Below are 21,203 nucleotides of genomic sequence, written 5' to 3'. Positions count from 1 at the left end.
TCGGGCGGCACCGCACGGGCCGGGGTCAGGCCAGGACTTCCAGCGACGAGCCGCCGCGCGCCTTGCGCACCCGGAGCCGGGTGGGGATGCGTTGGCGCAGCTCCTCCACGTGCGACACCAGGCCGACAACGCGGCCTCCCTCGCGCAGGTCGTCCAGCGTGGACATGACGAGTTCCAGCGCGCCCGCGTCGAGCGTGCCGAAACCCTCGTCGATGAACAGGGTGTCCAGCACCGCCCCGGCGGACACCACGTCGGACAGGCCGAGCGCCAGGGCCAGCGACGCCAGGAACGACTCGCCGCCGGACAGCGTCTTGGCGGGGCGCTGCCGGCCCGAGTAGTCGTCCAGCACGTCCAGGCCGAGGCCGCCCCGGGTGCCGCGCGGCCCGGCCTCGACCGAGTGCACGAACCGGTAGCGGCCCTGGCTCATGCGCTCCAGCCGGACGCTCGCGGCGGCGGCGACCTCCTCCAGCCGGGCGGCCAGGACGTAGGTGCGCAGCGTCATCCGGTCGACGTTCTGCCCCTGGCCGTTGATCACGTCGGTCAGCGCGGCCAGCTCGGCGTACGCCGACGCCACCGGTTCCAGCCGGGTCCACGCGGCGGTCAGCCGCTCGGCCAGCTCGCCCGCGCGGGCGCTGCGGCGGGTCGCCGCGACGCGCGCGGCGGCGGCCTGCTCCGCCTGCTCGCCGGCGGCGCGGTGGCGGGCCTCGGCGGCGTGCAGGTCGATCGCGGTGTCCGGGTCGACGTCGGGCAGCTCCGCCAGCACGGCCTCCGCCGCCACCCGCGCGTCCTCGACGCGGCGGATGCGCGCTTCCAGGTCGGCGACGGCGGCTTCCGGGCGGGCGGCGGCCAGGGCTTCCGCCACGTCGGCGAACCCCGCCCCGGCGGCGAGCCGGGAGACCTCCACGCGCTGCTCGGCGAGCCGTTCCTCGTGCTCGGTGACGGCCGCGCGGCGGTCCACGAGGTCGGTCAGCGCCTCGGCGAGGTCGAGCAGGTGCGCGCGGCGCGCGGGCACGTCGGGGAAGTCGCCGCGCGCCTGCTCCAAGCGGGCGGCCCGCTCGCGGACGGTCCCGACCAGCTCGCGGTGGGCGGCGGCCAGTTCGGCGGTCTCGCGTTCGAGGGCGGCCCGGGTGCGGGCGGCGGCCTCGGCGCGGCGTTCCAGCTCGGCCAGCGCCTCGGCGCGGTGAACCCGTTGCGCGGCCAGGCCCTTCAGCTCGTCGTGCTCGGCGAGCAGGGCCTCCGGGTTGTGTTCGCCGACGAGTTCGCGCAGGGTGGCGAGCCGGCTCGCGGCGTCCTGGAACGCCTGCTCGGCGGCGGCGCGGCGGTCCTGCGCGCCCTGCTCGGCGGCGGTGGCGCGCTCCTCGTCGGCGGCGGTCACCGCGTCGAGCACCGGCGCGGCGGGCCGGGGGTGCTCGGTCGAGCCGCACACCGCGCACGCGTGACCGGCGCGCAGTTCGGCGGCCAGTTCCACGGCCATGCCGTCCAGCCGACGCTGCCGCACCTGCAACAGAACGTCCTTGGCCTTCTGCTGGGCGTCGATCGCACTGCGGCGGGCGTCGTCGGCGCGGTCGGCGGCGTTCCGAGCGGCGGGCAGCGCACGCGCAGCGGCGGCCTTCTCGGCGACCGGCTCCAGCCGGGCGGCGGCCAGCGCGGCCTCCTCGGCGGCGGCGCGCGCCGCGACCACGCGGTCGGGCACCTCGGCCAAGGCGGTGACCACGGCGGCCAGCCGGCCGGCGGCGTCCTGCTCGCGCTGCGCCAGGTCGGCCAGCCGACGCCGGTCCTGGCGCTGCCGGAGCGCCTCGTCGGCCAGCGCGGTCAGCCCGCCCGCCTCCTCGCGGCAGCGCTCGCCGTCCGCGCGCAGGTCGGCGGCGGGCACCCCGGCCACCCGGTGGCCGAGCGCCTCGACGGCGTCCGCCACCGCGCGCTCCCGGCCCAGGGCCTGCTCCAGCGCCCGGTCCAGCCGGCGCACGCCCTCCTCGGCGGGCACCACGGCGGACGCCCGCCGGGCCGCGTCCCGCTCGCGCACCCAGGCCGCCCGGCGCGGCTCCGCCTCGGCGCACCGCGCCAGGTCGGCCCGTGCGCCGCGCACCCGGCGCACCCGGTCGGCCAGCTCGCGGGCCTGCCGCCACGCCGTCTCGGCGCGCGCCCGCGACCCGGCCGCGACCACCGCCTGCGCCTCGGCCTCCCGGCTCGCCTCGGCCAGCCGCTTGCGCAGCGAGCTGAGCCACTCGCCGTCGCCGCCGTCCTCCGGCGGCTCCTCGCCCGCGACCTCGGCCACCCGCTGCACCAGGTCGCGGTTGGCCCGCCCGAGTTCGTCCAGCTCGCGCCGCGCGGCCAGCCGCCGCTCCCGGAACCACTTCTCCACGTCGAGGAACCGCTCGGTGCCGAACAGCCTCTCCAGCAGCTTCTCCCGCTCGGCGGTCTCCGCGCGCAGGAAGTTGGCGAACTCGCCCTGCGGCAGCAGGACCACCTGGAAGAACTGCTCGGCGGTCATCCCGAGCAGCGACTCGACCTCGCGGGCCACGTCGTCGATGCGGCTGTGCCCCTCGCCCCGCCACCCCTCCAGCCAGGTCAGCGACACCTTCGCCTGCTGGCGGGTCACGCCGTCGCCGCGCTTCTTGGGCCGGTCGTACTCGGGGCTGCGCACCACCAGGAACCGCCGCCCGCGCACGGTCAGCTCCAGCGACACCTCCGTCGGCGCGTCCCGGTCCGCGTAGTCGCAGCGCAGCCGCTTCACCTGGCCACGCGCGCCCGGGACCTTGCCGAACAGCGCGAACGCCACCGCGTCGAGCAGCGTCGTCTTGCCCGCCCCGGTGTCGCCGTGCAGCAGGAACAACCCGTCCGCGCCGAGCAGGTCGAAGTCGACCTCCTCACGACCGGGGTACGGGCCGAACGCGCTCACCGTCAGCCGGTGCAGCTTCACGAATCCCCCTCGCGCGCGGCGGCGGCGAGCGCTTCCCGCACCAGCTCCAGCTCACGGCCGGTGGGTGCTTCGCCGCGCACGTCCTCCAGGAAGCAGCAGGCGATCTCCTCGTCGTCGCGCCCCCGGACCCGCTCGGCGAACCTCAGCCCGGTGTCGCGCCCGCCCTCGGGGCGCCACTCGACGTGCACCGCGTGCGGGAACCGGACCTGGAGGCGCCGCAGGGCGTCCAGCGGCCGGACCCGGTCGGTCAGCACCACGGACAGGAAGTGCTGCTCCACGAGCGCGTGCGCCGGGTCGTGCAGCAGCTCGTCCAGCGCGCCGGACGCGGTGGACAGCTCGCGCGGCACCGGCAGCAGCCGCCGCTCCACCCCGGCCAGCCCGGCCGGGCCCAATTCGGCCAGCCACACCGACTTCACGTGCCGCGCCTCGGAGAACGAGTACGCCACCGGGCTGCCCGAGTACCGCAGGTGGTCGGCCAGGACCTGCTGGCCGTGCAGGTGGCCCAGGGCCACGTAGTCGATGCCGTCGAACAGCGCGCCGGGCACGTCCTGCACGCCGCCGACCGCGATGGTGCGCTCCGACTCGCACGGCTCGCCGCCGGTCACGAACGCGTGCGCGAGCACCACGGACCGGCCGCCGCGCGCCGCCAGGTCGGCCCGCACCCGGCGCATCGCCTCGGTCAGCACGGCCGCGTGCCCGCGCGTCGGCACGCCCAGCACGTGCCGGGCCGTGTCCGGTTCCAGGAACGGGATGCCGTACACCGCGACCGGGCCGTGCTCGTCCGCCAGCAGCACCGGCTGGTCCAGCTCCGCGACCTTGGTCCTCAGGTGCAGCCCGCCGGCCGCCGCGAACCCGCCGAACAGGCCGAGGCGGGCCGCCGAGTCGTGGTTGCCGGGCGTGATCACCACCCGCGCGCCGGCCGCCCGGACGCGCTCCAGCACCCGCGCGCACACCGCGACCGCCTCTGGGTTGGGCACCGCCCGGTCGAACAGGTCGCCGGACACCACGACCACGTCGACCCGCTCGTCGGACACGAGGTCGGCCAGCCCGCCCAGCACCGCCTCCTGCTCCACGAGCAGGTCACGGCCGTGGAACGTGCGTCCCACGTGCCAGTCGGACGTGTGCAGCAACCTCATGACCGCCCAACCTAGGAGCGGGCGGCGGCAGAACCCGCCATCCGACCCGGCGTGTCGCTCGAACGTGTGATCGGGTCGACGTGCGCGATGATCGGGCCATGACGGAGGTCCTCAGCACGGCGGCGGTGGTCGTGGCGCTCCTGCTCGCCGGTGCGCTGGTGTTCCTGTGGCGGCTCTACCAGGACGGGGTGCGGCGCGCGGACGCCGCGCTCGCGGCCGTGCAGCGGGAGCGCGAGCGCGGTGACGCGACGCGGGTGGCGCTCCAGCGCTACGAGGTGGCGTTCTCATCGGTCAGCGGGCGCGGCGAGCTGGGCGAGCAGGTGCTGGTGGAGACCGCGCGGGCGCTGGGGCTGCGGGAGGGCGTGCACTTCCGGCTCCAGGTCGACGTGGCCGGCGGCGGTTCGGTGCGGCCGGACCTGGTGCTCGACGTCGGCGGCGGCCGGCAGGTGCCGGTGGACGCCAAGATGAGCATGGCGACCTGGGCGGAGGCGGTGGAGACCGACGACCCCGCCGAGCGGGCCGACGCGCTGCGCGTGCACGTGCGCAACATCCGGTCGCGGGCCGCCGAGCTGGCGGGCAAGGGCTACCAGCGCTGGGCGGACGCCATCTACGGGACGATCATGTTCGTGCCCAACGACGGCGCGGTGGTCGCCGCCCTGGACACCGACCCGGAGCTGCTGCGCTGGCTGCTGGACCGGCGGGTGTTCCTGTGCGGGCCGACCGGGTTCGCGGTGATCGCGTCGGCCGCGATGTTCGCGGTGACCGACCGCGCGCTGGCCGACGACGTCGAGCAGGTGCGCGCCCAGGCGTCCCGGGCGCACCGGGCGGCGGACAGCGCCATCGACGCGGTGAACCTGTCGAGCACGCACCTCCAGCGGTTCCTGTCGGCGCGCAGGCGCGAGCTGGACGCCTTGGAGGGGTTCCGCGCGGCCGTGGAGCCGTTGACGGCGGCGTCGTCGAGCCCGACGCCCATCGGGGTGGTCCGGAGGACGGACGAGGGCGTCAGTGCACCCTTGGACGCCCGCGAGGCGTAATAGAGTGTGTGGCCGGAGTCGAAGCTGAACGAGGAGTGGGCGTGACCGCTGCAACGCGCGAGCCGGAGGACGAGGAACTCGACCCCGTCCGCTGGAACGACCGCGCCCTCTTCGGCACCTTCCGCGGCCTGCCCTGGTGGGCGGCGGTGCTCGGGACGTTCGTGCTGGCCGTCGTGGGCACGTACGTCGACGTCAGCTCGTCGGCGAAGACGGTCGGCTGGGTGTTCGCCATCACCTTCTTCGTGGGTGCGGTGGGCGCGGTGGTGTTCGTCGAGCGCCGGTCGATGTTCGGCCCGGTCGTGCAGCCGCCGCTGGTCCTGGCCATCGTGGTGCCGCTGCTGGTGGTCCTCACCCAGGGGTTCCCGGACGGCGGCCTGGCGGCGATCGGCCTGAACCTGGGCAAGCCGCTGATCGACGGCTTCCCGGCGATGGCGATCACCACGGCGTGCACGGTGGCCCTCGGCATCTTCCGGGTGACCACCCAGAAGGACCCGAACCGGCCGACCAAGGACGAGATCCGCGAGGCGAAGACCGAGGCGCGCGAGGCCGGGCGCAGGTCCGCCCCGGCCGGCGAGGACCGTCCCAAGCGCACCCGCGAGCCCGCCGCGCGCGACGACGAGTCCCGCCCGCGCCGCAAGCCGGCCGCCGCCGGCGAGGACCGCCCGAAGCGCCCGCGACCGCAGGGCGGCGATCGCCCGCGCCGCCCCCGCGAGTCCGGCGAGGGCCGCCCGGCACAGCGCCGCCCGCGTCCGCGCGACGACGACTGACTTCCCCGGGAGCCGAAAAGTCCCCCGCGGCGGTTCGTTGATGCCGGCCCCTCCACCCATGACACATGGGCGTGAGACCGGTACAGGCCGACCAGGACACCCGTAACGCACGGGCGAAAGCCGCACCACCCGTCATGCAGAAGGCCCCCGCAGCGCTCCGGGCGCGGCGGGGGCCTCTTGTGTCCGATTCGGTCGCGCGGGCTCAGCCCGTCAGCGGACCATGTCCTTGCGCAGCTCGCGCGGCAGGGCGAAGGCGATCTTCTCGTTGGCGGTGGTGATCTCCTCGACGTCGCCGTAGCCGTGCCCGGCCAGGAACTCCAGCAGCTCCATCACCAGGATGTCCGGCACCGACGCGCCCGAGGTCACGCCGACCGTCGTCACGCCCTCCAACCACGCGAGGTCGACCTCCTTCGCGTAGTCGATCAGGTACGACGCCCGCGCGCCCGCCTGCAGCGCGACCTCGACCAGCCGCACCGAGTTGGACGAGTTCTTCGAGCCGACCACCAGCACCAGGTCGCACTGCGGGGCCATGGTCTTCACGGCCGTCTGCCGGTTCGACGTGGCGTAGCAGATGTCGTCCGACGGCGGCTCCTGCAGATCCGGGAACCGCTCCTGGAGCTGTCGCACCCGGATCATCGTCTCGTCCACCGACAGCGTCGTCTGCGACAGCCAGACCACCTTGGACGGATCGCGCACGACGACCTTGTCCACGTCCTCGGCGGTGTCCACGAGCTGGATGTGCTCGGGGGCCTCGCCGGCGGTGCCCTCGACCTCCTCGTGCCCCTCGTGGCCGATCAGCAGGATGTCGTAGTCCTCGCGCGCGAAGCGCTTGGCCTCGTTGTGGACCTTGGTCACCAGCGGGCAGGTCGCGTCGATCGTGCGCAGCCGACGCGTGGCCGCTTCCTGGTGCACCATGGGCGACACGCCGTGCGCCGAGAAGACGACGAGCGCGCCCTCGGGCACCTCGTCGGTCTCGTTCACGAAGATCGCGCCGCGCTCGGACAGGGTCTCCACGACGTGCTTGTTGTGGACGATCTCCTTGCGCACGTACACCGGGGCGCCGTACTGCTCCAGCGCCTTCTCTACGGTGACGACCGCGCGGTCCACACCGGCGCAGTAACCGCGCGGCTTGGCCAGGAGCACTCGCTTGTCCATGTCACCAGGGTACGGGCGGGCCGGAGGTAGGCATCCGCAGCCCGACTGCGGCAGGCTAGAGGCCATGAAGCCACTTCCGCTGCCCGTCCGCCTCGCCGCGGGACTGGCGGTCACCGCCGTCGAGCAGGCCCGGAAGCTCCCGCAGCAGCTCGCGGGACTGCCGGTCACCGTGGTCAGCGAGGCGCTGCAACTGTCGATGCGCATCCAGCAACAGGTGACGGAACTCGCAATCAAGGGTGACGACGCGCTGTCCGGGCTGCGGCCCGCCGAGGAGGAGCCGGAGTGGGCGACCTTCGACGAGGACGAGGAGCCCGCCGGCGAAACGCCTGGTGAGGCGACTGCGGACCCGTGGGAGGCCGAGGAGCGCGCGCTCGCCACCGACGAGCAGACCGCGCCGCCGGCCGTGCTGCCGAACTACGACGAGCTGACCCTGCCGCAGTTGCGCGCCCGCCTGCGCACGCTGTCCGCACAGGACCTGGAGCAGTTGCTGCGGCACGAGCGCGCGCACGGGGCGCGGCCGGAGTTCACCGGCATGTTGTCCCGGCGGATCGCGAACCTCGACGCCGAGCAGCCCGCCGGGGGCTCGCCCGACGCCGAGCGGTGAGACCGGCACCGAGCGGAGATGAACCCGGACGAGCGACCGAAGAAGACCCGGAAGTGAGCACCGACACCCTGTGACCGACGAGAAGTCCAGCCCCGAGAACCCCTGGCCGGTCCGCACGGTCGCCCGCAAGATCTTCGACTGGATCAACCGGCTCGGCGACGTCTGGGTCGAGGGCCAGGTCACGCAGCTCAGCGCGCGACCCGGCACGGCCACCGCGTTCCTCACCCTGCGCGACCCGTCGGTGGACATGTCCATGACGCTGACCGCGCCGGTCGGCCTGGTCCGCGACCTCCAGCTCACCGAGGGCAGCCGGGTCGTGGTGCACGGCAAGCCCAACTTCTTCCCCAACCGGGGCACGCTGAGCCTGCGCGTGGACGAGATCCGCGCGGTCGGCGTCGGCGAACTGCTGGCCCGCGTCGAGCGGCTGAAGAAGCTGCTCGCCGCCGAGGGCCTGTTCGACCCGCGCCGCAAGCGCCGGCCGCCGTTCCTGCCGAACAAGGTCGGCCTGGTGACCGGGCGCGCGTCGGCGGCCGAGCGGGACGTGCTGACCAACGCCCGCAACCGCTGGCCGGGCGCGCGCTTCCGGGTGGTCAACGTCGCCGTGCAGGGCCCGATGGCGGTGCCGCAGATCCTCACCGCGCTGTCCACGCTGGACCGCGACCCCGAGGTGGACGTGATCGTCCTGGCGCGCGGCGGCGGCAGCGTGGAGGACCTGCTGCCGTTCTCCGACGAGGCGCTGTGCCGGGCGGTGGCGCAGGCGCGCACGCCCGTGCTGTCGGCGATCGGCCACGAGCCGGACAGCCCGCTGGTGGACCACGTGGCGGACGTGCGCTGCTCGACGCCGACCGACGCGGGCAAGCGCGTGGTGCCCGACGTCGCCGAGGAGGCGCAGAAAGTCCGGCAGCTGCGCGACCGCAGCCGGCGCGCGCTGCACGGCTGGGTGGACCGGGAGCGCGAGCTGCTCACCGCGCTGCGCACCCGACCTGCGCTTTCCGACCCGCACGGCCCCCTGGAGCGGCGCCGGCAGGACGTGGACCAGTGGCGCGAGCGGGGCCGGCGGGCCGTCCGGAACCGACTCGATTCAGAGCGCTCCGGTTTGGTCTCGACCACTGCGCGCTTGACGACCCTCGGACCGGCCGCCACGCTGGCCCGTGGGTACGCCGTGGTGCAGCTCGTGACCCCCGACGGGGTGGACGGGGTGCTCCGGTCGGCCTCCGACGCGCCGCCCGGCGCGCACCTGCGGGTGCGGGTCGCGGACGGCGCGGTGCACGCGGTCGTCCGGGAAGTCGAGGAAGGGGGCGGTGGTGCCGAATCCGGCGCGTGAACCGACGTTCCTGCCCTTGACGACCGCCGCCGCCGGCAACGCGGACGACGACGGCGCGCGCACGGTGCGTGACCGCGCGGAGGCGGCGGACCGCGCCGCAGCGGACTGCTGGCTGTCTTTGGTGGCGGGCTGCACGTCCGGCGGGCAGGTGCTGGTCGGCCGGCTGCGCGACCTGTCCGAGGCGACCTCCTCCTACGCCGGGGCGCGCTGGTGGCACGCGGCCGGCTCGGTGCACCGCCGGCGGGTCGCGGAGGCCGAGCACCGCATCGACGACGCGGTGCGAGAGGGTGACGGTGCCGAGTTCGCGGAGGCGTTCGTCGGCTACGACCAGGCCGTGGCGTCCGTGGTGGTGCACGTCCAGAACCGATTGGGGAAGCTGTCCAGGTGAGCGAGCCGGGCTACGAGGAGGCCAGGGACGAGCTGGTGGAGGTGGTCCGCAGGCTGGAGGCGGGCGGCCTGTCGCTGGAGGAGTCGCTGGCGCTGTGGGAACGCGGCGAGGCGCTGGCGAAGACCTGCGAGCGGCAGCTCGCGGGCGCCCGGGAGCGGATCGATCAAGCACTCGCTGTGACCGAGGAGGACGTGGCCGACGCCTGACACCGTGCGAGGATTGGTCTACCGGCCGGTATTCGCAGGAGGAGTTCCATGGTGTCCAGCAGCAGCCCGTCCGAACGTCGTCGTGAAGCACCGGACCGGAACCTCGCGCTCGAACTCGTCCGGGTCACCGAGGCGGCGGCGATGGCTGCCGGGCGCTGGGTGGGGCGCGGCGACAAGAACGGCGGCGACGGCGCGGCCGTCGACGCGATGCGCAAGCTGATCGGCACGGTGTCGATGCGCGGCGTCGTCGTGATCGGCGAGGGGGAGAAGGACGAGGCCCCCATGCTGTTCAACGGCGAGGAGGTCGGCAACGGCGACGGTCCCGACTGCGACGTCGCGGTGGACCCGATCGACGGCACGACGTTGATGGCCAAGGGGATGCCCAACGCGCTGGCGGTGCTCGCGGTCGCCGAGCGCGGCGCGATGTTCGACCCGTCGGCGGTCTTCTACATGGAGAAGCTGGCCGTGGGGCCGGAGGCGGCGGACGTCATCGACATCACGGTGCCGATCGGCGAGAACATCCGCCGGGTGGCCAAGGCGAAGCACAGCGACGTGTCCGACGTGACGGTGTGCATCCTCGACCGGCCCCGGCACGAGTCCATCGTGGCGGATGTCCGGAAATCGGGCGCTCGTATCCACTTCATCTCCGACGGCGACGTGGCCGGCGCGATCTCGGCGGCCCGCCCGAACACCGGCATCGACCTGCTCGTCGGAATCGGCGGGACGCCCGAGGGGATCATCGCGGCGGCAGCGCTGAAGTGCATGGGCGGCGCGATCCAGGGCCGGCTGTGGCCGAAGGACGACGACGAGCGCCAGAAGGCGATCGACGCCGGTCACGATCTGGAGCGGGTGCTGCTCACGAATGACCTGGTCAGGGGAGACAACGTGTTCTTCTGCGCGACCGGTGTCACCGACGGTGACCTGGTGCGCGGGGTGCACTACCGCGCGGGCGGCTGCACCACCCAGTCGATCGTGATGCGGTCCAAGTCCGGCACGGTCCGCATGATCGACGGGTTCCACCGGCTGACCAAACTCCGCGAGTACTCCTCGGTCGACTTCGACCCGCACCCCACCGACGAGCCCGTGCTGCCCCCACTCCCGTAACCATCTGTTAACAGTCAAGGGGGCGTTACCGGCCGAACGGCTGTAGTCACAGAGCGCCATACGTCCCTAGTTTCCGATTCGTGCCCTGGCCTCCCTGCTCCGGGCACGGAGAGGAAATGATGAAGGTTCGTACCCTGCTCACCGCCTTCGCGGTCGCGGCCGGCGCCGCGCTCGCCACCGTCGGTAGCGCGGCGGCGGCCCCGACGACGGACGGCGGCGTGACCCCGTACATCGTCGGCGGCGGCAACGCGACCCAGGTCTACTCGTTCATGGTCTCGCTCCAGAGCACCTCGGGCAGCCACTTCTGCGGCGGCTCGCTGATCAAGGCGAACTGGGTCGTCACGGCCAAGCACTGCGTGCAGGGCCGTTCGGCCTCCTCGGTCCGCGTCCGGGTCGGCTCGACCAACCGCTCCAGCGGTGGTTCGACCGCCTCCGGCGCGCAGATCGTGACGCACCCGAGCTACGACATCGCGCTGCTGCGCCTGGCCACCAACGTGACCCAGGCCCCGATCGCGGTGGCGTCGGCCTCCGGTGCGACCGGCACCGCCACCCGCATCATCGGCTGGGGCCAGACCTGCGCGCCGCGCGGGTGCGGCGGTGCCCCGGTGACGCTCCAGGAGCTGAACACGTCGATCGTGGCGGACGGCAGCTGCCAGGGCATCAGCGGTGCCTACGAGATCTGCACCAACAACCCCGGTGGCCGCGCGGGCGCCTGCTACGGCGACTCCGGTGGCCCGCAGATCAAGCAGGTCGGCGGTGCGTGGCAGCTGATCGGCGCCACCAGCCGCGCGGGCAACAGCAGCTCCACCTGCGCCACCGGCCCGTCGATCTACATGGACGTCCCGGCGTTCCGCTCGTGGATCAGCCAGTACGCGGGCTCCGTGTGACCCACCCGGGCCGCACGATCCCGGTGAGCTAGCCAGACCGGTGTCCTGACGAGAGGGCCGTCCCGCTGACGCGGGGCGGCCCTCTCGCCGTGCGGAGCCGTGCCCGTGCGGCGGCCGATTCGTTACCGGAGCACGGCAACCAACCTTCCGCCGGTGGCGTCTCCAGGGCAGAGCGGCAACAACCCCGGGGGTGCGCGACATGCGGAAGACAGTGTTGGTGGCAATCGCTTTCCTGAGCGTCACGGCTTGTGGCACGGCTGAGCCGGCCGCGTCGGGCCCTGCGCCGACGTCGACCTCTCCGGCGGTTCCCACCGCGCAGGAGCCCCCGGCCCCGACCGCTCCCGACGACGCCCCGTCGTCCACGCCCGCGCCCCAGCCCGCTCCGCCGCCCCCGCCGGTCACCGTCGAGGGCACGCCGTGCGACATCACCGAGGGCGCGTGCGTGCGGCTGTCGACCGCCGAGTCGTGGCTGATCAGCGGCGGCAAGGTGGCGTACGGGCCGGTGCCCATCACGTCCGGGCGCCCCGGGTACGAGACGCCCACGGGCTACTTCCCGGTGCTGCACAAGGTCAAGGACGAGTGGAGCCGGCCTTACAACGCGCCGATGCCGTACTCGACGTACTTCACGGACAACGGCATCGCGTTCCACGAAGGCAGCCTCACGGACCCGTCGCACGGCTGCATCCACCTGTCCATGGAGGCGGCCATCGCCTACTTCGAGAACCTCCAGTCGGGCGAACAGGTCCAGGTGGTCGCTTAAGGCAGGTTGGACCGCCCCTCCTCCGGGTAGCCAAGGTGCGAGGGGTGATTCGAATGAGGAAGCTCGGCACTGCCATCGCCGCGCTGGCCCTGGCCTTCGGCCTCGCGGCACCCGCCTACGCGGCACCGGGTACGCCCTGCTCGATCGACAACGGGGCGTGCCTGCGGCTTTCCACCAACGAAGCGTGGCTCATCTACAACGGGACGTTGAGCTACGGACCGGTCCCCGTGACCCACGGCCGACCGGGTTACGAGACACCCGTGGGTACGTTCTCCGTGCTGCGCAAGGTGAAGGACGACTGGAGCGTGCCCTACAACGCACCGATGCCCAACGCGGTGTATTTCACCAGCAGCGGCATCGCCTTCCACGAAGGCAGCCTGTCCGACCTGTCGCACGGTTGCGTGCACCTGGCGCCCGACGCGTCGGTGACGTTCTACGACAACCTGTTCGTGGGCGAGCAGGTGCAGGTCGTCCCGTAGTCAGCCCGCGTTGCTGGAGTGCCCCGGGAACAGGTGGGCGTCGGGGTCGAGTTCCACGGCGATGTTGTTGACCGCCGTGGCGGCCTCCCCGAAGCCGGTGGCGATGAGCTTCACCTTCCCGGGGTACTGCGCGACGTCACCGGCCGCGTAGACGCGGTCACGGGCGGTCTTCATCGTGGAGTCCACCACGATCGCGCGGTGGTCCAACTCCACGCCCCACGTCTCGATCGGGCCGAGGTCGGCGGTGAACCCGAGCGCGGCCACCACGGCCTGCGCGGGCAGCACCTTGCGGTCGCCGCCCTTGAGGCCCAGTTCGACCTCCGCCACGCGGTCGTCGCCCCGCAGAGACAGCACCTCGGCGTCGGTGACGATCTCCACGCCCAGTTCGCGGACCTGCCGCACGGTCGGCGGGTGCGCGCGGAAGGTGGCCCGGCGGTGCACGACCGTGACGCTGGCGGCGATCGGGTGCAGCGCCAGCGCCCAGTCGAACGCCGAGTCGCCGCCGCCGACCACCACGACGTCCTGTCCGGTGTGGACGTTGAGGGCCGGCACGAAGTGCACGACGCCCCGGTCCAGCCAGCCGTCGCCGGCGGGCAGCGGGCGCGGCTTGAACTCGCCGATCCCGGCCGTGACGAGCACCGAGCGGGCCCGCACCACACCGCCGTCGGCGAGTTCGACGGCGAGCCGGTCGTCCACAGAGGACAGCGAGCGCGCTTGGCGGCCGAGCAGGTAGGTGGGGTTCCACTGGTCCGCCTGCCGGACCAGGGCGGTGACCAGCTCCCGCCCGCGCACGGCGGGGAACCCGGCCACGTCGAAGATCATCTTCTCCGGGTACATGGCGGTGATCTGGCCGCCGGCCTCGGGCAGCGAGTCGACCAACGCCACCGACAGGTCTCGGAATCCGGCGTAGTAAGCCGCGAACAGTCCCGTGGGTCCGGCTCCGACGATGAGCAGGTCGACCTCTAGGTCCATGACCTCGACCATAGGTGGTGCAGCCCACTCTGCCCATCTTTTACCGGGCCGACCGCCGAATCCGGGTACAAACTCGGTGGTATGGCTGAACAGGAGTACCGCGTCGAGCACGACACCATGGGCGAGGTCCGGGTCCCCGTCGACGCGTTGTGGCGCGCGCAGACGCAGCGCGCCGTGGAGAACTTCCCGATCTCCGGGCGCGGTCTGGAGAGGTCCCAGATCAGGGCGCTCGGCCTGCTCAAGGCCGCCGCCGCGCGGGTGAACCAGCGGCTGGGCGTGCTGGACGCGGACGTGGCCGGCGCGATCGCCGCCGCCGCCGACGAGGTCGCCTCGGGCGCGCACGACGAGCACTTCCCGGTGGACGTGTTCCAGACCGGGTCCGGCACCTCGTCGAACATGAACGCCAACGAGGTGGTGGCGACCCTGGCGACCCGCGCGCTGGGCCGTGACGTGCACCCGAACGACCACGTCAACGCGTCGCAGTCGTCCAACGACACGTTCCCGACGACGGTGCGGCTGGCCGCGACGGAGGCCGTGGCGACGGACGTGATCCCGGCCCTGGAACACCTGGCCGGTGTGCTGGAGGCGCGCGCCGCCGAGTGGTCGGACCTGGTCAAGTCGGGTCGCACGCACCTGATGGACGCGGTGCCGGTCACGCTGGGCCAGGAGGCGGGCGCGTGGGCGGCGCAGGTGCGCTACGGCGTCGAGCGGCTCACCTCCAGCCTGCCCCGGCTGGCCGAGCTGCCGATCGGCGGCACCGCCGTGGGCAGCGGCCTCAACGCGCCCGGCGGCTTCGGTGCGGCCGTGTCGGCGGAGCTGGCCGAGGTGACCGGCCTGCCCCTGACCGAGGCGCGCGACCACTTCGAGGCGCAGGCGTCCCAGGACGGCGTGGTCGAGGCGTCCGGCCAGCTCAGGGCCACCGCCGTGAGCCTGTTCAAGATCGCCAACGACCTGCGCTGGCTGGGGTCGGGCCCGCGCACCGGCCTGGGCGAGCTGGCGCTGCCCGACCTCCAGCCGGGCTCGTCGATCATGCCGGGCAAGGTGAACCCGGTGATCCCCGAGGCCACGATGATGGTCGTGGCCCAGGTGATCGGCAACGACTCGGCGGTGGCGTTCGCGGGCTCGCAGGGCAACTTCCAGCTCAACGTGATGCTCCCGGTGATCGCCCGCAACGTGCTGGAGTCGGCCCGCCTGCTGGCCTCGGTGGCCCGGCTGCTGGCGGACAAGGTGCTGGCCGGGGCGCAGCCGCAGGTCGAGCGGCTGCGCGAGTACGCCGAGTCGTCCCCGTCGATCGTGACCCCGCTCAACCGCTACCTCGGCTACGAGGAGGCGGCGTCGATCGCCAAGCAGTCCCTCAAGGAGCGCAAGACCATCCGCGAGGTGGTGCTGGAGCGCGGCCACGTGCCGGCGAAGCTCACCGAGGCGCAGCTGGACGAGGCTCTGGACGTGCTGCGGATGGCGCGGGGCGGGCGCTGACCCGGCGCAGCCCCACCGCGCACCCCAGGGCGACCGCCGCCGCGCCCAGCACGGCGGCGGCGGTCGGCTCCTGGGCGCCCAGCGCCACCGAGGCCGCCAGCCCGGCGACGGGCATCAGCCCGATCAGCACCCCCGCCCGGTCCGCGCCCAGCCGGCCCACCGCGAAGTACCAGAGCCCGAACGCCACCGCCGTCACCAGGACCCCGAGCACGACCAGCGAGACGCCCTCGCGCGGCGTCGGCACCTGCCAGCCGCCGACGAAGGTCCCCAGCGCCCCGCCGGCGACCGCCGCGAGCAGGCAGCACCAGGTGGCCACCGCGACCCCGCCCAGCCGGCGCACGACACCCACCGCGAACAGCGTGAACGACACCTCGCCCAGCATCGTGAGCACCGCCAGCGCCAGTCCCGGCCCGTGCCAGGCACCGCCGCCGGAGAGCAGGACGACACCGGCCACGACCACGCCCGCGCCCACCACCGCGCCGAGCGCGGGCCGCCTGCCCGCCAGCAGCGGCGCCCCCAGCGCCAGCACCAGCGGGCTCGCCCCCAGCACGGCGGCCACGAAACCCGGTTCGGCGTACCGCTGCGAGTACAGGACGCACGCGTTGAAGCCGAGCATCCCGGTGGCGGCCAGAGCGGCCAGCGCCGGCCAGTCGCGCGCGGACGGCACCACGAGCCGCCCACCGCGGGCCAGCGTCCACCCGAGCAGGATGACCCCGCCCAGCGCGTAGCGGAGGGCCTGACCGGTGAGCAGCGGGTAGTCCTGGAGCAGGCCGGTGACGGGCACGGATGCGCCGACGATCACCGAACCCAGCGCGCCGGACGTGATGGCGGTTCTCATGCCGACCACCCTCGCCGACAGGTGGTCCAGGATTAAGCTCCACTTCGATGACTGCCAACTGGACCACTTACCGCGAGCTGCTGCTCCCCGGGCTCACCGGGCGGCGTGCCGTGGAGTCCGAGCTGCGCCACGCGGTCCGCGACGGCCGGCTCCGGGCGGGCACCCGGCTGCCGTCCAGCCGCGACCTCGCGGACCAACTCGGCGTCGCACGCGGCACCGTGACGTCGGCGTACGCGCAGCTCGTCGGTGAGGGGTACCTGGTCGCCAAACGCGGCTCCGGCACCACGGTGACCGCCGCGTGCTCGTGGCCCGACGCGGTCGAACGGGCACCGGAGCCCGCGCAGCGCTGGAAGTTCGACCTGCGGCCCGGCCTGCCCGCGCTCACCGCGTTCCCGCGCGAGGAGTGGTTGCAGGCGCAGAAGACCGCGCTGCTGGCGCTGTCGACCGACGAACTCGGCTACCCCGACCCGGCCGGCTTCCCGTTGCTGCGCGCGGAACTCGCCGACTACCTGGGCCGCGTGCGCGCAGTCGCCACGCAGCCGTCCGAAGTGGTCGTCGTGAACGGCGCGGCGGAGGCCATCTCGTTGACGGGCCGCGTGCTCAAGGCGGCCGGGCACACCAGCGTCGCCGTCGAGGAGCCGAGCCACTACGGCGCGGCCGACATGCTGGAGTCGCACGGCCTGACCGTCCGGTCCATTCCCGTGGACGACAGGGGACTCCAGGTCGACGTCCTGTCCACAACAGACTGCCGCGCGGTGCTCGTCACCGCCGCGCACCAGTTCCCCTTGGGCGTCGTGCTGCACCCGGACCGGCGGCGCGCGCTCCTGGACTGGGCGCGCGCCCGGGACGGCGTCGTCATAGAGGACGACTACGACGCCGAACACCGCTACGACCGTCCGGCGGTGGGCGCGATGCAGGCGCTCGACCCGTCCCGGGTGATCTACCAGGGCAGTGCCAGCAAGGTCCTCGCGCCCGCGCTGCGCCTCGGCTGGCTCGTGCTGCCGCACGGCCTGCGCGACACCGTCGTGGAGCGCAAGCGCCTGGACGACCTCGGCACCGGCACGCTGCACCAGGCGGCGTTCGCGCAGTTGCTGAAGACCGGCGGCTACGACCGGCACCTGCGGCGCACCAGGCAGCTCTACCGCGCGCGCCGGGACGCGCTGCTCGACGAGCTGGCCCGCGTGCTGCCGGACTGGACGCCGATCGGGGTCGCGGCCGGGCTGCACGTCGTGGTCCGGCTGCCGGCCGGCACCGACGACCGGGCGGTGCAGGAGCGGCTGGCGCGGCGCGGCGTGCACGCCCCGGCGCTGGCCGACTACTGCCGCCTGCCGTCGTTCCCCGGCCTGGTGCTGGGCTACGCCGCGCTCACCCCCGACCGCCTGCGGCAGGCCGTCCACGAGCTGGCCGCAGCCCTGTGACCAGCGGTGATCGTCCGGCTGCGACAGTTCACCCGGAAGTGTCAGACGGCTCCAGGCAGGACAGTGTCGGTGTCCCGGTGCACCATGGTCACGTGTTGTTCAGCGAGGTAGTCGAGACCTCCGCCGCCCTGTCGGCGACGCGCTCCCGCCTGGCCAAGGTCGCCGCCCTGGCCGAGCTGGTGCGCCGGATGAGCACGCCCGCGGTCGTGTCGTTCCTGATCGGCGTCCCCAGCCAGGGCCGCATCGGGGCGGGCCACCGCACCGTGTACGACATCACCCCGCCGCCCGCGCCGCACCCGGTGCTGACGGTGGAGGAGGTCGACGGGGCGCTGGGCGACTACGCGGCGATCTCCGGCAAGGGCGCGGTGCAGCGCCGGGCCGGCGCGCTGACCGACCTGTTCGCCCGCGCCACCGCCGAGGAGCAGGACTTCCTGCGCCGGCTGCTCACCGGCGAGCTGCGGCAGGGCGCGCTCGAAGGGGTCATGCTGGACGCCATCGCGCGGGCGGCCGAGGTGCCCGCCGAGGTGGTCCGCCGGGCGTTCATGCTGTCCGGCAGCCTCCCGGCCACGGCGGTGGCCGCCCGCTCGGGCGAGGCGGCGCTCGCCGCGTTCCGGCTGGAGGTGGGCCGGCCGGTGCGGCCCATGCTGGCCTCCCCCGCCGAGTCGCTGCCCGAGGCGCTGGCGGAGCTGGGCGCGTGCGCGGTGGAGCACAAGCTCGACGGCGCGCGCATCCAGGTGCACCGCGCGGGGGCCGAGGTGCGGGTGTTCACCCGCACCCTGCGCGAGATCACCGGCACCGTCCCGGAGCTGGTGGAGCTGGTGCGCGGCCTGCCGTGCGAGTCGGTGGTGCTCGACGGCGAGACGCTGGCGCTGACCGACGAGGGCAAGCCCAGGCCGTTCCAGGAGACGATGAGCAGGTTCGGCACGTTGCTGGGCGTCGGGACCGATCCCCGGTCGCTGCTGCTGAGCCCGTTCTTCTTCGACTGCCTGCACCTGGACGGCGTGGACCTGCTGGACCGGCCGCTGCGCGAGCGCCTGGCGGCGCTGCGCGGGGTCGCGGGCGAGCACGTGATCGCGGGCGTCGCCGAGCCGGACGAGGCGCAGGCGGCGGCCGTGCTGGACGCGGCCCTGGCGGCCGGCCACGAGGGCGTCGTGGTCAAGTCGCTGGAGTCGGTGTACGCGGCGGGCAGGCGCGGCCGGGCGTGGCAGAAGGTCAAGCCGGTGCACACCCTCGACCTGGTGGTGCTGGGCGTCGAGTGGGGCAGCGGCCGGCGCAAGGGCTTGCTGTCGAACCTCCACCTCGGCGCCCGCGACCCGGACGGCGGCCCGCCCATCATGGTCGGCAAGACGTTCAAGGGGTTGACCGACGAGCTGCTGGCGTGGCAGACGAAGGAACTCCAGTCGATCGCCACGGACCTGGGCGACTGGGTGGTGACGGTCCGGCCGGAACGGGTGATCGAGATCGAGCTGGACGGCGTCCAGGTCAGCCCGAGGTACCCGGGCGGCGTGGCCCTGCGCTTCGCCCGCGTCCTCCGCTACCGCCCGGACAAGGACCCGTCCGAAGCCGACACGATCGACACCGTCCGCGCCCTCCTGCCGAAGGGAGGCACCCCACCCGACTCCCCCACCTGACTCCCCCGCCCGACAGATGGTCAGCGCCGGCCGGCCGGCTCTGCGTCGGCGGGCCACTCCAGTGGCAGGCACCCCAGCGGGTCGGTCGGCGGCGGACAGAAATCCGGCAGGCCACCGACGGGCACGGCGGGCGGCAGGCCGCACGGCGGGCAGGCGGCGGGCAAGGCCAGGCAGCGGCGCGGCCAGGCGGGGCGGGCGGCGGCGGCGCGGGCGGGCGGCGGCGCGGGCGGGCGGGCGGCGGCGGTGCGGGCGGCGCGGGCGGGCGGGATCGAGGTAGGCGGGGTGGGGTAGGCGGGGTGGGGTAGGCGGGGTGGGGTAGGCGGGGTGGGGTAGGCGGGGTGGGGTAGGCGGTGGGTGCAGCGGGCCCAGCGTCCCGCCCGGCGCGCGTTCCTCATCCCGCGCCCGGCGACCCTCACCCCACCGCCCCGCGTTCATCACCCCTGCGCCCTGCACTCGTCACCCGTGCACCCCGCACTCGTCATCCCCGTGCCCGGCGTTCACCACCCCGCGCCGCGCGCTCCTCACCTCCCACACCGCTCCCCTCACCACCTCCCGCACCCACCCCCCACACCCCGAACAGGCGGCGGCAACCCGGGGCGAAACCGGGCTCCGGCGGGTAGTGTCAAAGTTTCGTGCGATTCATCGAAGGCCATGGGGCCGGCTACGACCTGACCTACGACGACGTCTTCCTGGTGCCCGGCCGATCGGCCGTGGAGTCCCGGTTCGGCGTCGACCTCTCCACGTCCGACGGCACGGGGGCCACGATCCCCGTCGTGGTGGCGAACATGACCGCCGTCGCCGGTCGGCGGATGGCGGAGACCGTCGCGCGGCGCGGTGGGCTGGTGGTGCTGCCGCAGGACGTCGCGCCGGACGCGGTGGCCGAGATCGTCTCCTGGGTGAAGGAGCGCCACCCGGTCTGGGACACGCCGCTGACCCTGCACCCCGGCGACTCGGTGGCCGACGCGCTCAACCTGCTGCACAAGCGCGCGCACGGCGCGGTCGTCGTGGTCGGTGACGACGGGCGGCCCACCGGCGTGGTGGACGAGGGCGCGCTGTCCGGCGTGGACCGCTTCACCCGGCTGCACGACGTCGCCGACGAGCGGGTCGTCCGGCTGCCGCTGGACACCCCGCCCCGCGAGGTGTTCGCGCGGCTGCACGGCGGAACTCAGCCCGTCGCGCTGGGCGTGGACGCGGACGGCCGGCTGCGCGGCGTGATGACGGCGCTCGGCGCGCTGCGGGCCGACGTCTACACCCCGGCGGTGGACGCCGAGGGCCGCCTGCGGGTCGCGGCGGCGATCGGGGTGAACGGCGACGTGCGGGCCAAGGCCGCCGAACTGCTCAAGGCAGGCGTGGACGCCCTGGTCGTGGACACCGCGCACGGCCACCAGGAGAAGATGCTGTCCGCTCTCCGGGCGGTCCGCGCGGCCTCGCCGGAGGTGCCCGTGGTGGCGGGCAACGTGGTCACCGCGCAGGGCGTGCGCGACCTGGTCGAGGCGGGCGCGGACGTGATCAAGGTCGGGGTCGGGCCCGGCGCGATGTGCACCACCCGGATGATGACCGGCGTGGGCCGGCCGCAGTTCTCGGCGGTCGCCGAGTGCGCGGCGCAGGCCCGTGCGCTGGGCAGGCACGTCTGGGCGGACGGCGGGGTCCGGCACCCGCGCGACGTCGCCCTGGCGCTCGCGGCCGGTGCCAGCGCGGCCATGGTCGGTTCGTGGTTCGCGGGAACCTACGAGTCGCCCGGCGACCTTCAGCGCGACGAGTCGGGCAGGCTCTACAAGGAGTCGTTCGGCATGGCGTCGAAGCGGGCGGTGAGCGCGCGGACGCAGGGCGACAACGCGTTCGAGCGCGCCAAGAAGGGCCTGTTCGAGGAGGGCATCTCGTCGTCCCGGATGCGCCTCGACCCGACCCGACCCGGTGTCGAGGACCTGCTCGACTCCATCACGGCGGGCGTCCGGTCGGCGTGCACGTACGCGGGCGCGGGCACCTTGGAGGAGTTCCACGAGCGGGCGACGCTGGGCATCCAGTCCGCCGCCGGCTTCGCCGAGGGACGCCCCCTGCCCTCCGGTTGGTGACCGCCACGCCGCTCGACACCGCTGTTCCGGTT

General features: G+C 74.0%; 19 protein-coding genes. 14 read left to right on the top strand and 5 right to left on the bottom strand.

From position 1 onward, the window contains the following. Window positions 1–25: 25 nt before the first annotated feature. Window positions 26–2,920: an SMC family ATPase gene (locus AB0I60_RS26165; RefSeq protein ID WP_360733787.1), complete on the bottom strand. Its 2,895-nt coding sequence runs from the start codon at window positions 2,918–2,920 to the stop codon at window positions 26–28. After that, entirely contained in the window at window positions 2,917–4,056 is a 1,140-nt protein-coding gene (locus tag AB0I60_RS26160; protein ID WP_360733785.1) for an exonuclease SbcCD subunit D, read from the bottom strand. The genes AB0I60_RS26165 and AB0I60_RS26160 overlap by 4 nt, the downstream gene beginning before the upstream one ends. A gap of 98 nt (window positions 4,057–4,154) precedes the next feature. Here AB0I60_RS26160 and AB0I60_RS26155 point away from each other — a divergent pair, with 98 nt between their 5' ends. Together AB0I60_RS26155 and AB0I60_RS26150 are read left to right on the top strand one after the other, a co-directional pair. After that, window positions 4,155–5,090, top strand: a complete 936-nt coding sequence (locus tag AB0I60_RS26155; RefSeq protein WP_360733783.1) for a DNA recombination protein RmuC — start codon at window positions 4,155–4,157, stop codon at window positions 5,088–5,090. A gap of 41 nt (window positions 5,091–5,131) precedes the next feature. Continuing rightward, window positions 5,132–5,857, top strand: coding sequence for a DUF6542 domain-containing protein (locus tag AB0I60_RS26150; protein ID WP_360733781.1), 726 nt, complete (start codon window positions 5,132–5,134; stop codon window positions 5,855–5,857). A gap of 210 nt (window positions 5,858–6,067) precedes the next feature. Here AB0I60_RS26150 and AB0I60_RS26145 read toward each other — a convergent pair whose 3' ends face one another. Further along, window positions 6,068–7,012, bottom strand: coding sequence for a 4-hydroxy-3-methylbut-2-enyl diphosphate reductase (locus AB0I60_RS26145; RefSeq protein WP_360733778.1), 945 nt, complete (start codon window positions 7,010–7,012; stop codon window positions 6,068–6,070). 64 nt (window positions 7,013–7,076) lie between these two features. Between AB0I60_RS26145 and AB0I60_RS26140 the strand changes: the two genes are divergently transcribed. The 8 genes from AB0I60_RS26140 to AB0I60_RS26105 all read left to right on the top strand — a co-directional run bounded on the left by AB0I60_RS26140 (window position 7,077) and on the right by AB0I60_RS26105 (window position 12,764). Next, window positions 7,077–7,616: a lipid droplet-associated protein gene (locus tag AB0I60_RS26140; RefSeq protein ID WP_360733776.1), complete on the top strand. Its 540-nt coding sequence runs from the start codon at window positions 7,077–7,079 to the stop codon at window positions 7,614–7,616. A 70-nt stretch (window positions 7,617–7,686) separates the two neighbouring features. Continuing rightward, a complete protein-coding gene (gene xseA, locus AB0I60_RS26135; protein ID WP_360733773.1) occupies window positions 7,687–8,940 on the top strand; it encodes an exodeoxyribonuclease VII large subunit in 1,254 nt (417 codons plus the stop codon). Further along, a complete protein-coding gene (locus tag AB0I60_RS26130; RefSeq protein ID WP_360733771.1) occupies window positions 8,921–9,328 on the top strand; it encodes a sugar ABC transporter substrate-binding protein in 408 nt (135 codons plus the stop codon). The genes xseA and AB0I60_RS26130 overlap by 20 nt, the downstream gene beginning before the upstream one ends. Next, complete coding sequence (locus tag AB0I60_RS26125; protein ID WP_015098253.1) at window positions 9,325–9,534, top strand: exodeoxyribonuclease VII small subunit; 210 nt, start codon at window positions 9,325–9,327, stop codon at window positions 9,532–9,534. Before AB0I60_RS26130 ends, AB0I60_RS26125 begins: the two co-directional genes overlap by 4 nt. Window positions 9,535–9,582: 48 nt before the next feature. Beyond that, window positions 9,583–10,638, top strand: a complete 1,056-nt coding sequence (gene glpX / locus AB0I60_RS26120) for a class II fructose-bisphosphatase (RefSeq protein ID WP_360733768.1) — start codon at window positions 9,583–9,585, stop codon at window positions 10,636–10,638. A 119-nt stretch (window positions 10,639–10,757) separates the two neighbouring features. Next, a complete protein-coding gene (locus AB0I60_RS26115) occupies window positions 10,758–11,525 on the top strand; it encodes a serine protease (protein ID WP_360733880.1) in 768 nt (255 codons plus the stop codon). 199 nt (window positions 11,526–11,724) lie between these two features. Then, window positions 11,725–12,285 carry a L,D-transpeptidase family protein gene (locus tag AB0I60_RS26110; protein WP_360733766.1) on the top strand — a complete coding sequence of 187 codons (561 nt, stop codon included), beginning with the start codon at window positions 11,725–11,727 and terminating at the stop codon, window positions 12,283–12,285. 53 nt (window positions 12,286–12,338) lie between these two features. Continuing rightward, window positions 12,339–12,764 (top strand): L,D-transpeptidase, encoded by a 426-nt coding sequence (locus AB0I60_RS26105; RefSeq protein ID WP_360733764.1) that lies wholly within the window; start codon window positions 12,339–12,341, stop codon window positions 12,762–12,764. Here the strand turns inward: AB0I60_RS26105 and AB0I60_RS26100 are convergent, their stop codons facing one another. Beyond that, window positions 12,765–13,736, bottom strand: coding sequence for an NAD(P)/FAD-dependent oxidoreductase (locus AB0I60_RS26100; RefSeq protein ID WP_360733763.1), 972 nt, complete (start codon window positions 13,734–13,736; stop codon window positions 12,765–12,767). Between the two features lie 81 nt (window positions 13,737–13,817). Here AB0I60_RS26100 and AB0I60_RS26095 point away from each other — a divergent pair, with 81 nt between their 5' ends. Then, window positions 13,818–15,212: a class II fumarate hydratase gene (locus tag AB0I60_RS26095; RefSeq protein WP_360733761.1), complete on the top strand. Its 1,395-nt coding sequence runs from the start codon at window positions 13,818–13,820 to the stop codon at window positions 15,210–15,212. Here the strand turns inward: AB0I60_RS26095 and AB0I60_RS26090 are convergent. Next, complete coding sequence (locus tag AB0I60_RS26090; protein ID WP_360733759.1) at window positions 15,151–16,050, bottom strand: DMT family transporter; 900 nt, start codon at window positions 16,048–16,050, stop codon at window positions 15,151–15,153. The genes AB0I60_RS26095 and AB0I60_RS26090 overlap by 62 nt on opposite strands. Before the next feature lie 47 nt (window positions 16,051–16,097). Between AB0I60_RS26090 and AB0I60_RS26085 the strand changes: the two genes are divergently transcribed. From AB0I60_RS26085 to AB0I60_RS26075, 3 genes are all read left to right on the top strand, one after another. Then, window positions 16,098–17,468, top strand: coding sequence for a PLP-dependent aminotransferase family protein (locus AB0I60_RS26085; protein ID WP_360733758.1), 1,371 nt, complete (start codon window positions 16,098–16,100; stop codon window positions 17,466–17,468). 92 nt (window positions 17,469–17,560) lie between these two features. Further along, window positions 17,561–19,099, top strand: a complete 1,539-nt coding sequence (locus tag AB0I60_RS26080) for an ATP-dependent DNA ligase (RefSeq protein WP_360733756.1) — start codon at window positions 17,561–17,563, stop codon at window positions 19,097–19,099. Window positions 19,100–19,731: 632 nt separating this feature from the next. Then, window positions 19,732–21,171 carry a GuaB1 family IMP dehydrogenase-related protein gene (locus AB0I60_RS26075; RefSeq protein WP_360733754.1) on the top strand — a complete coding sequence of 480 codons (1,440 nt, stop codon included), beginning with the start codon at window positions 19,732–19,734 and terminating at the stop codon, window positions 21,169–21,171. Window positions 21,172–21,203 lie beyond the last annotated feature (32 nt).

This window comes from Actinosynnema sp. NPDC050436 (genome assembly GCF_040655415.1).
Taxonomy (GTDB): Bacteria; Actinomycetota; Actinomycetes; order Mycobacteriales; family Pseudonocardiaceae; genus Actinosynnema.
This window is presented reverse-complemented; position numbering and strand designations above follow the sequence as displayed.

Excerpts from the sequence above, each read along its gene's own strand:
- AB0I60_RS26160 (WP_360733785.1), bottom strand. The coding sequence starts at position 4,056 with ATGAGGTTGCTGCACACGTCCGACTGGCACGTGGGACGCACGTTCCAC.
- AB0I60_RS26155 (WP_360733783.1), top strand. The coding sequence starts at position 4,155 with ATGACGGAGGTCCTCAGCACGGCGGCGGTGGTCGTGGCGCTCCTGCTC.
- AB0I60_RS26145 (WP_360733778.1), bottom strand. The coding sequence starts at position 7,012 with ATGGACAAGCGAGTGCTCCTGGCCAAGCCGCGCGGTTACTGCGCCGGT.
- AB0I60_RS26140 (WP_360733776.1), top strand. The coding sequence starts at position 7,077 with ATGAAGCCACTTCCGCTGCCCGTCCGCCTCGCCGCGGGACTGGCGGTC.
- glpX (WP_360733768.1), top strand. The coding sequence starts at position 9,583 with ATGGTGTCCAGCAGCAGCCCGTCCGAACGTCGTCGTGAAGCACCGGAC.
- AB0I60_RS26115 (WP_360733880.1), top strand. The coding sequence starts at position 10,758 with ATGAAGGTTCGTACCCTGCTCACCGCCTTCGCGGTCGCGGCCGGCGCC.
- AB0I60_RS26110 (WP_360733766.1), top strand. The coding sequence starts at position 11,725 with ATGCGGAAGACAGTGTTGGTGGCAATCGCTTTCCTGAGCGTCACGGCT.
- AB0I60_RS26105 (WP_360733764.1), top strand. The coding sequence starts at position 12,339 with ATGAGGAAGCTCGGCACTGCCATCGCCGCGCTGGCCCTGGCCTTCGGC.
- AB0I60_RS26100 (WP_360733763.1), bottom strand. The coding sequence starts at position 13,736 with ATGGACCTAGAGGTCGACCTGCTCATCGTCGGAGCCGGACCCACGGGA.
- AB0I60_RS26095 (WP_360733761.1), top strand. The coding sequence starts at position 13,818 with ATGGCTGAACAGGAGTACCGCGTCGAGCACGACACCATGGGCGAGGTC.
- AB0I60_RS26090 (WP_360733759.1), bottom strand. The coding sequence starts at position 16,050 with ATGAGAACCGCCATCACGTCCGGCGCGCTGGGTTCGGTGATCGTCGGC.
- AB0I60_RS26085 (WP_360733758.1), top strand. The coding sequence starts at position 16,098 with ATGACTGCCAACTGGACCACTTACCGCGAGCTGCTGCTCCCCGGGCTC.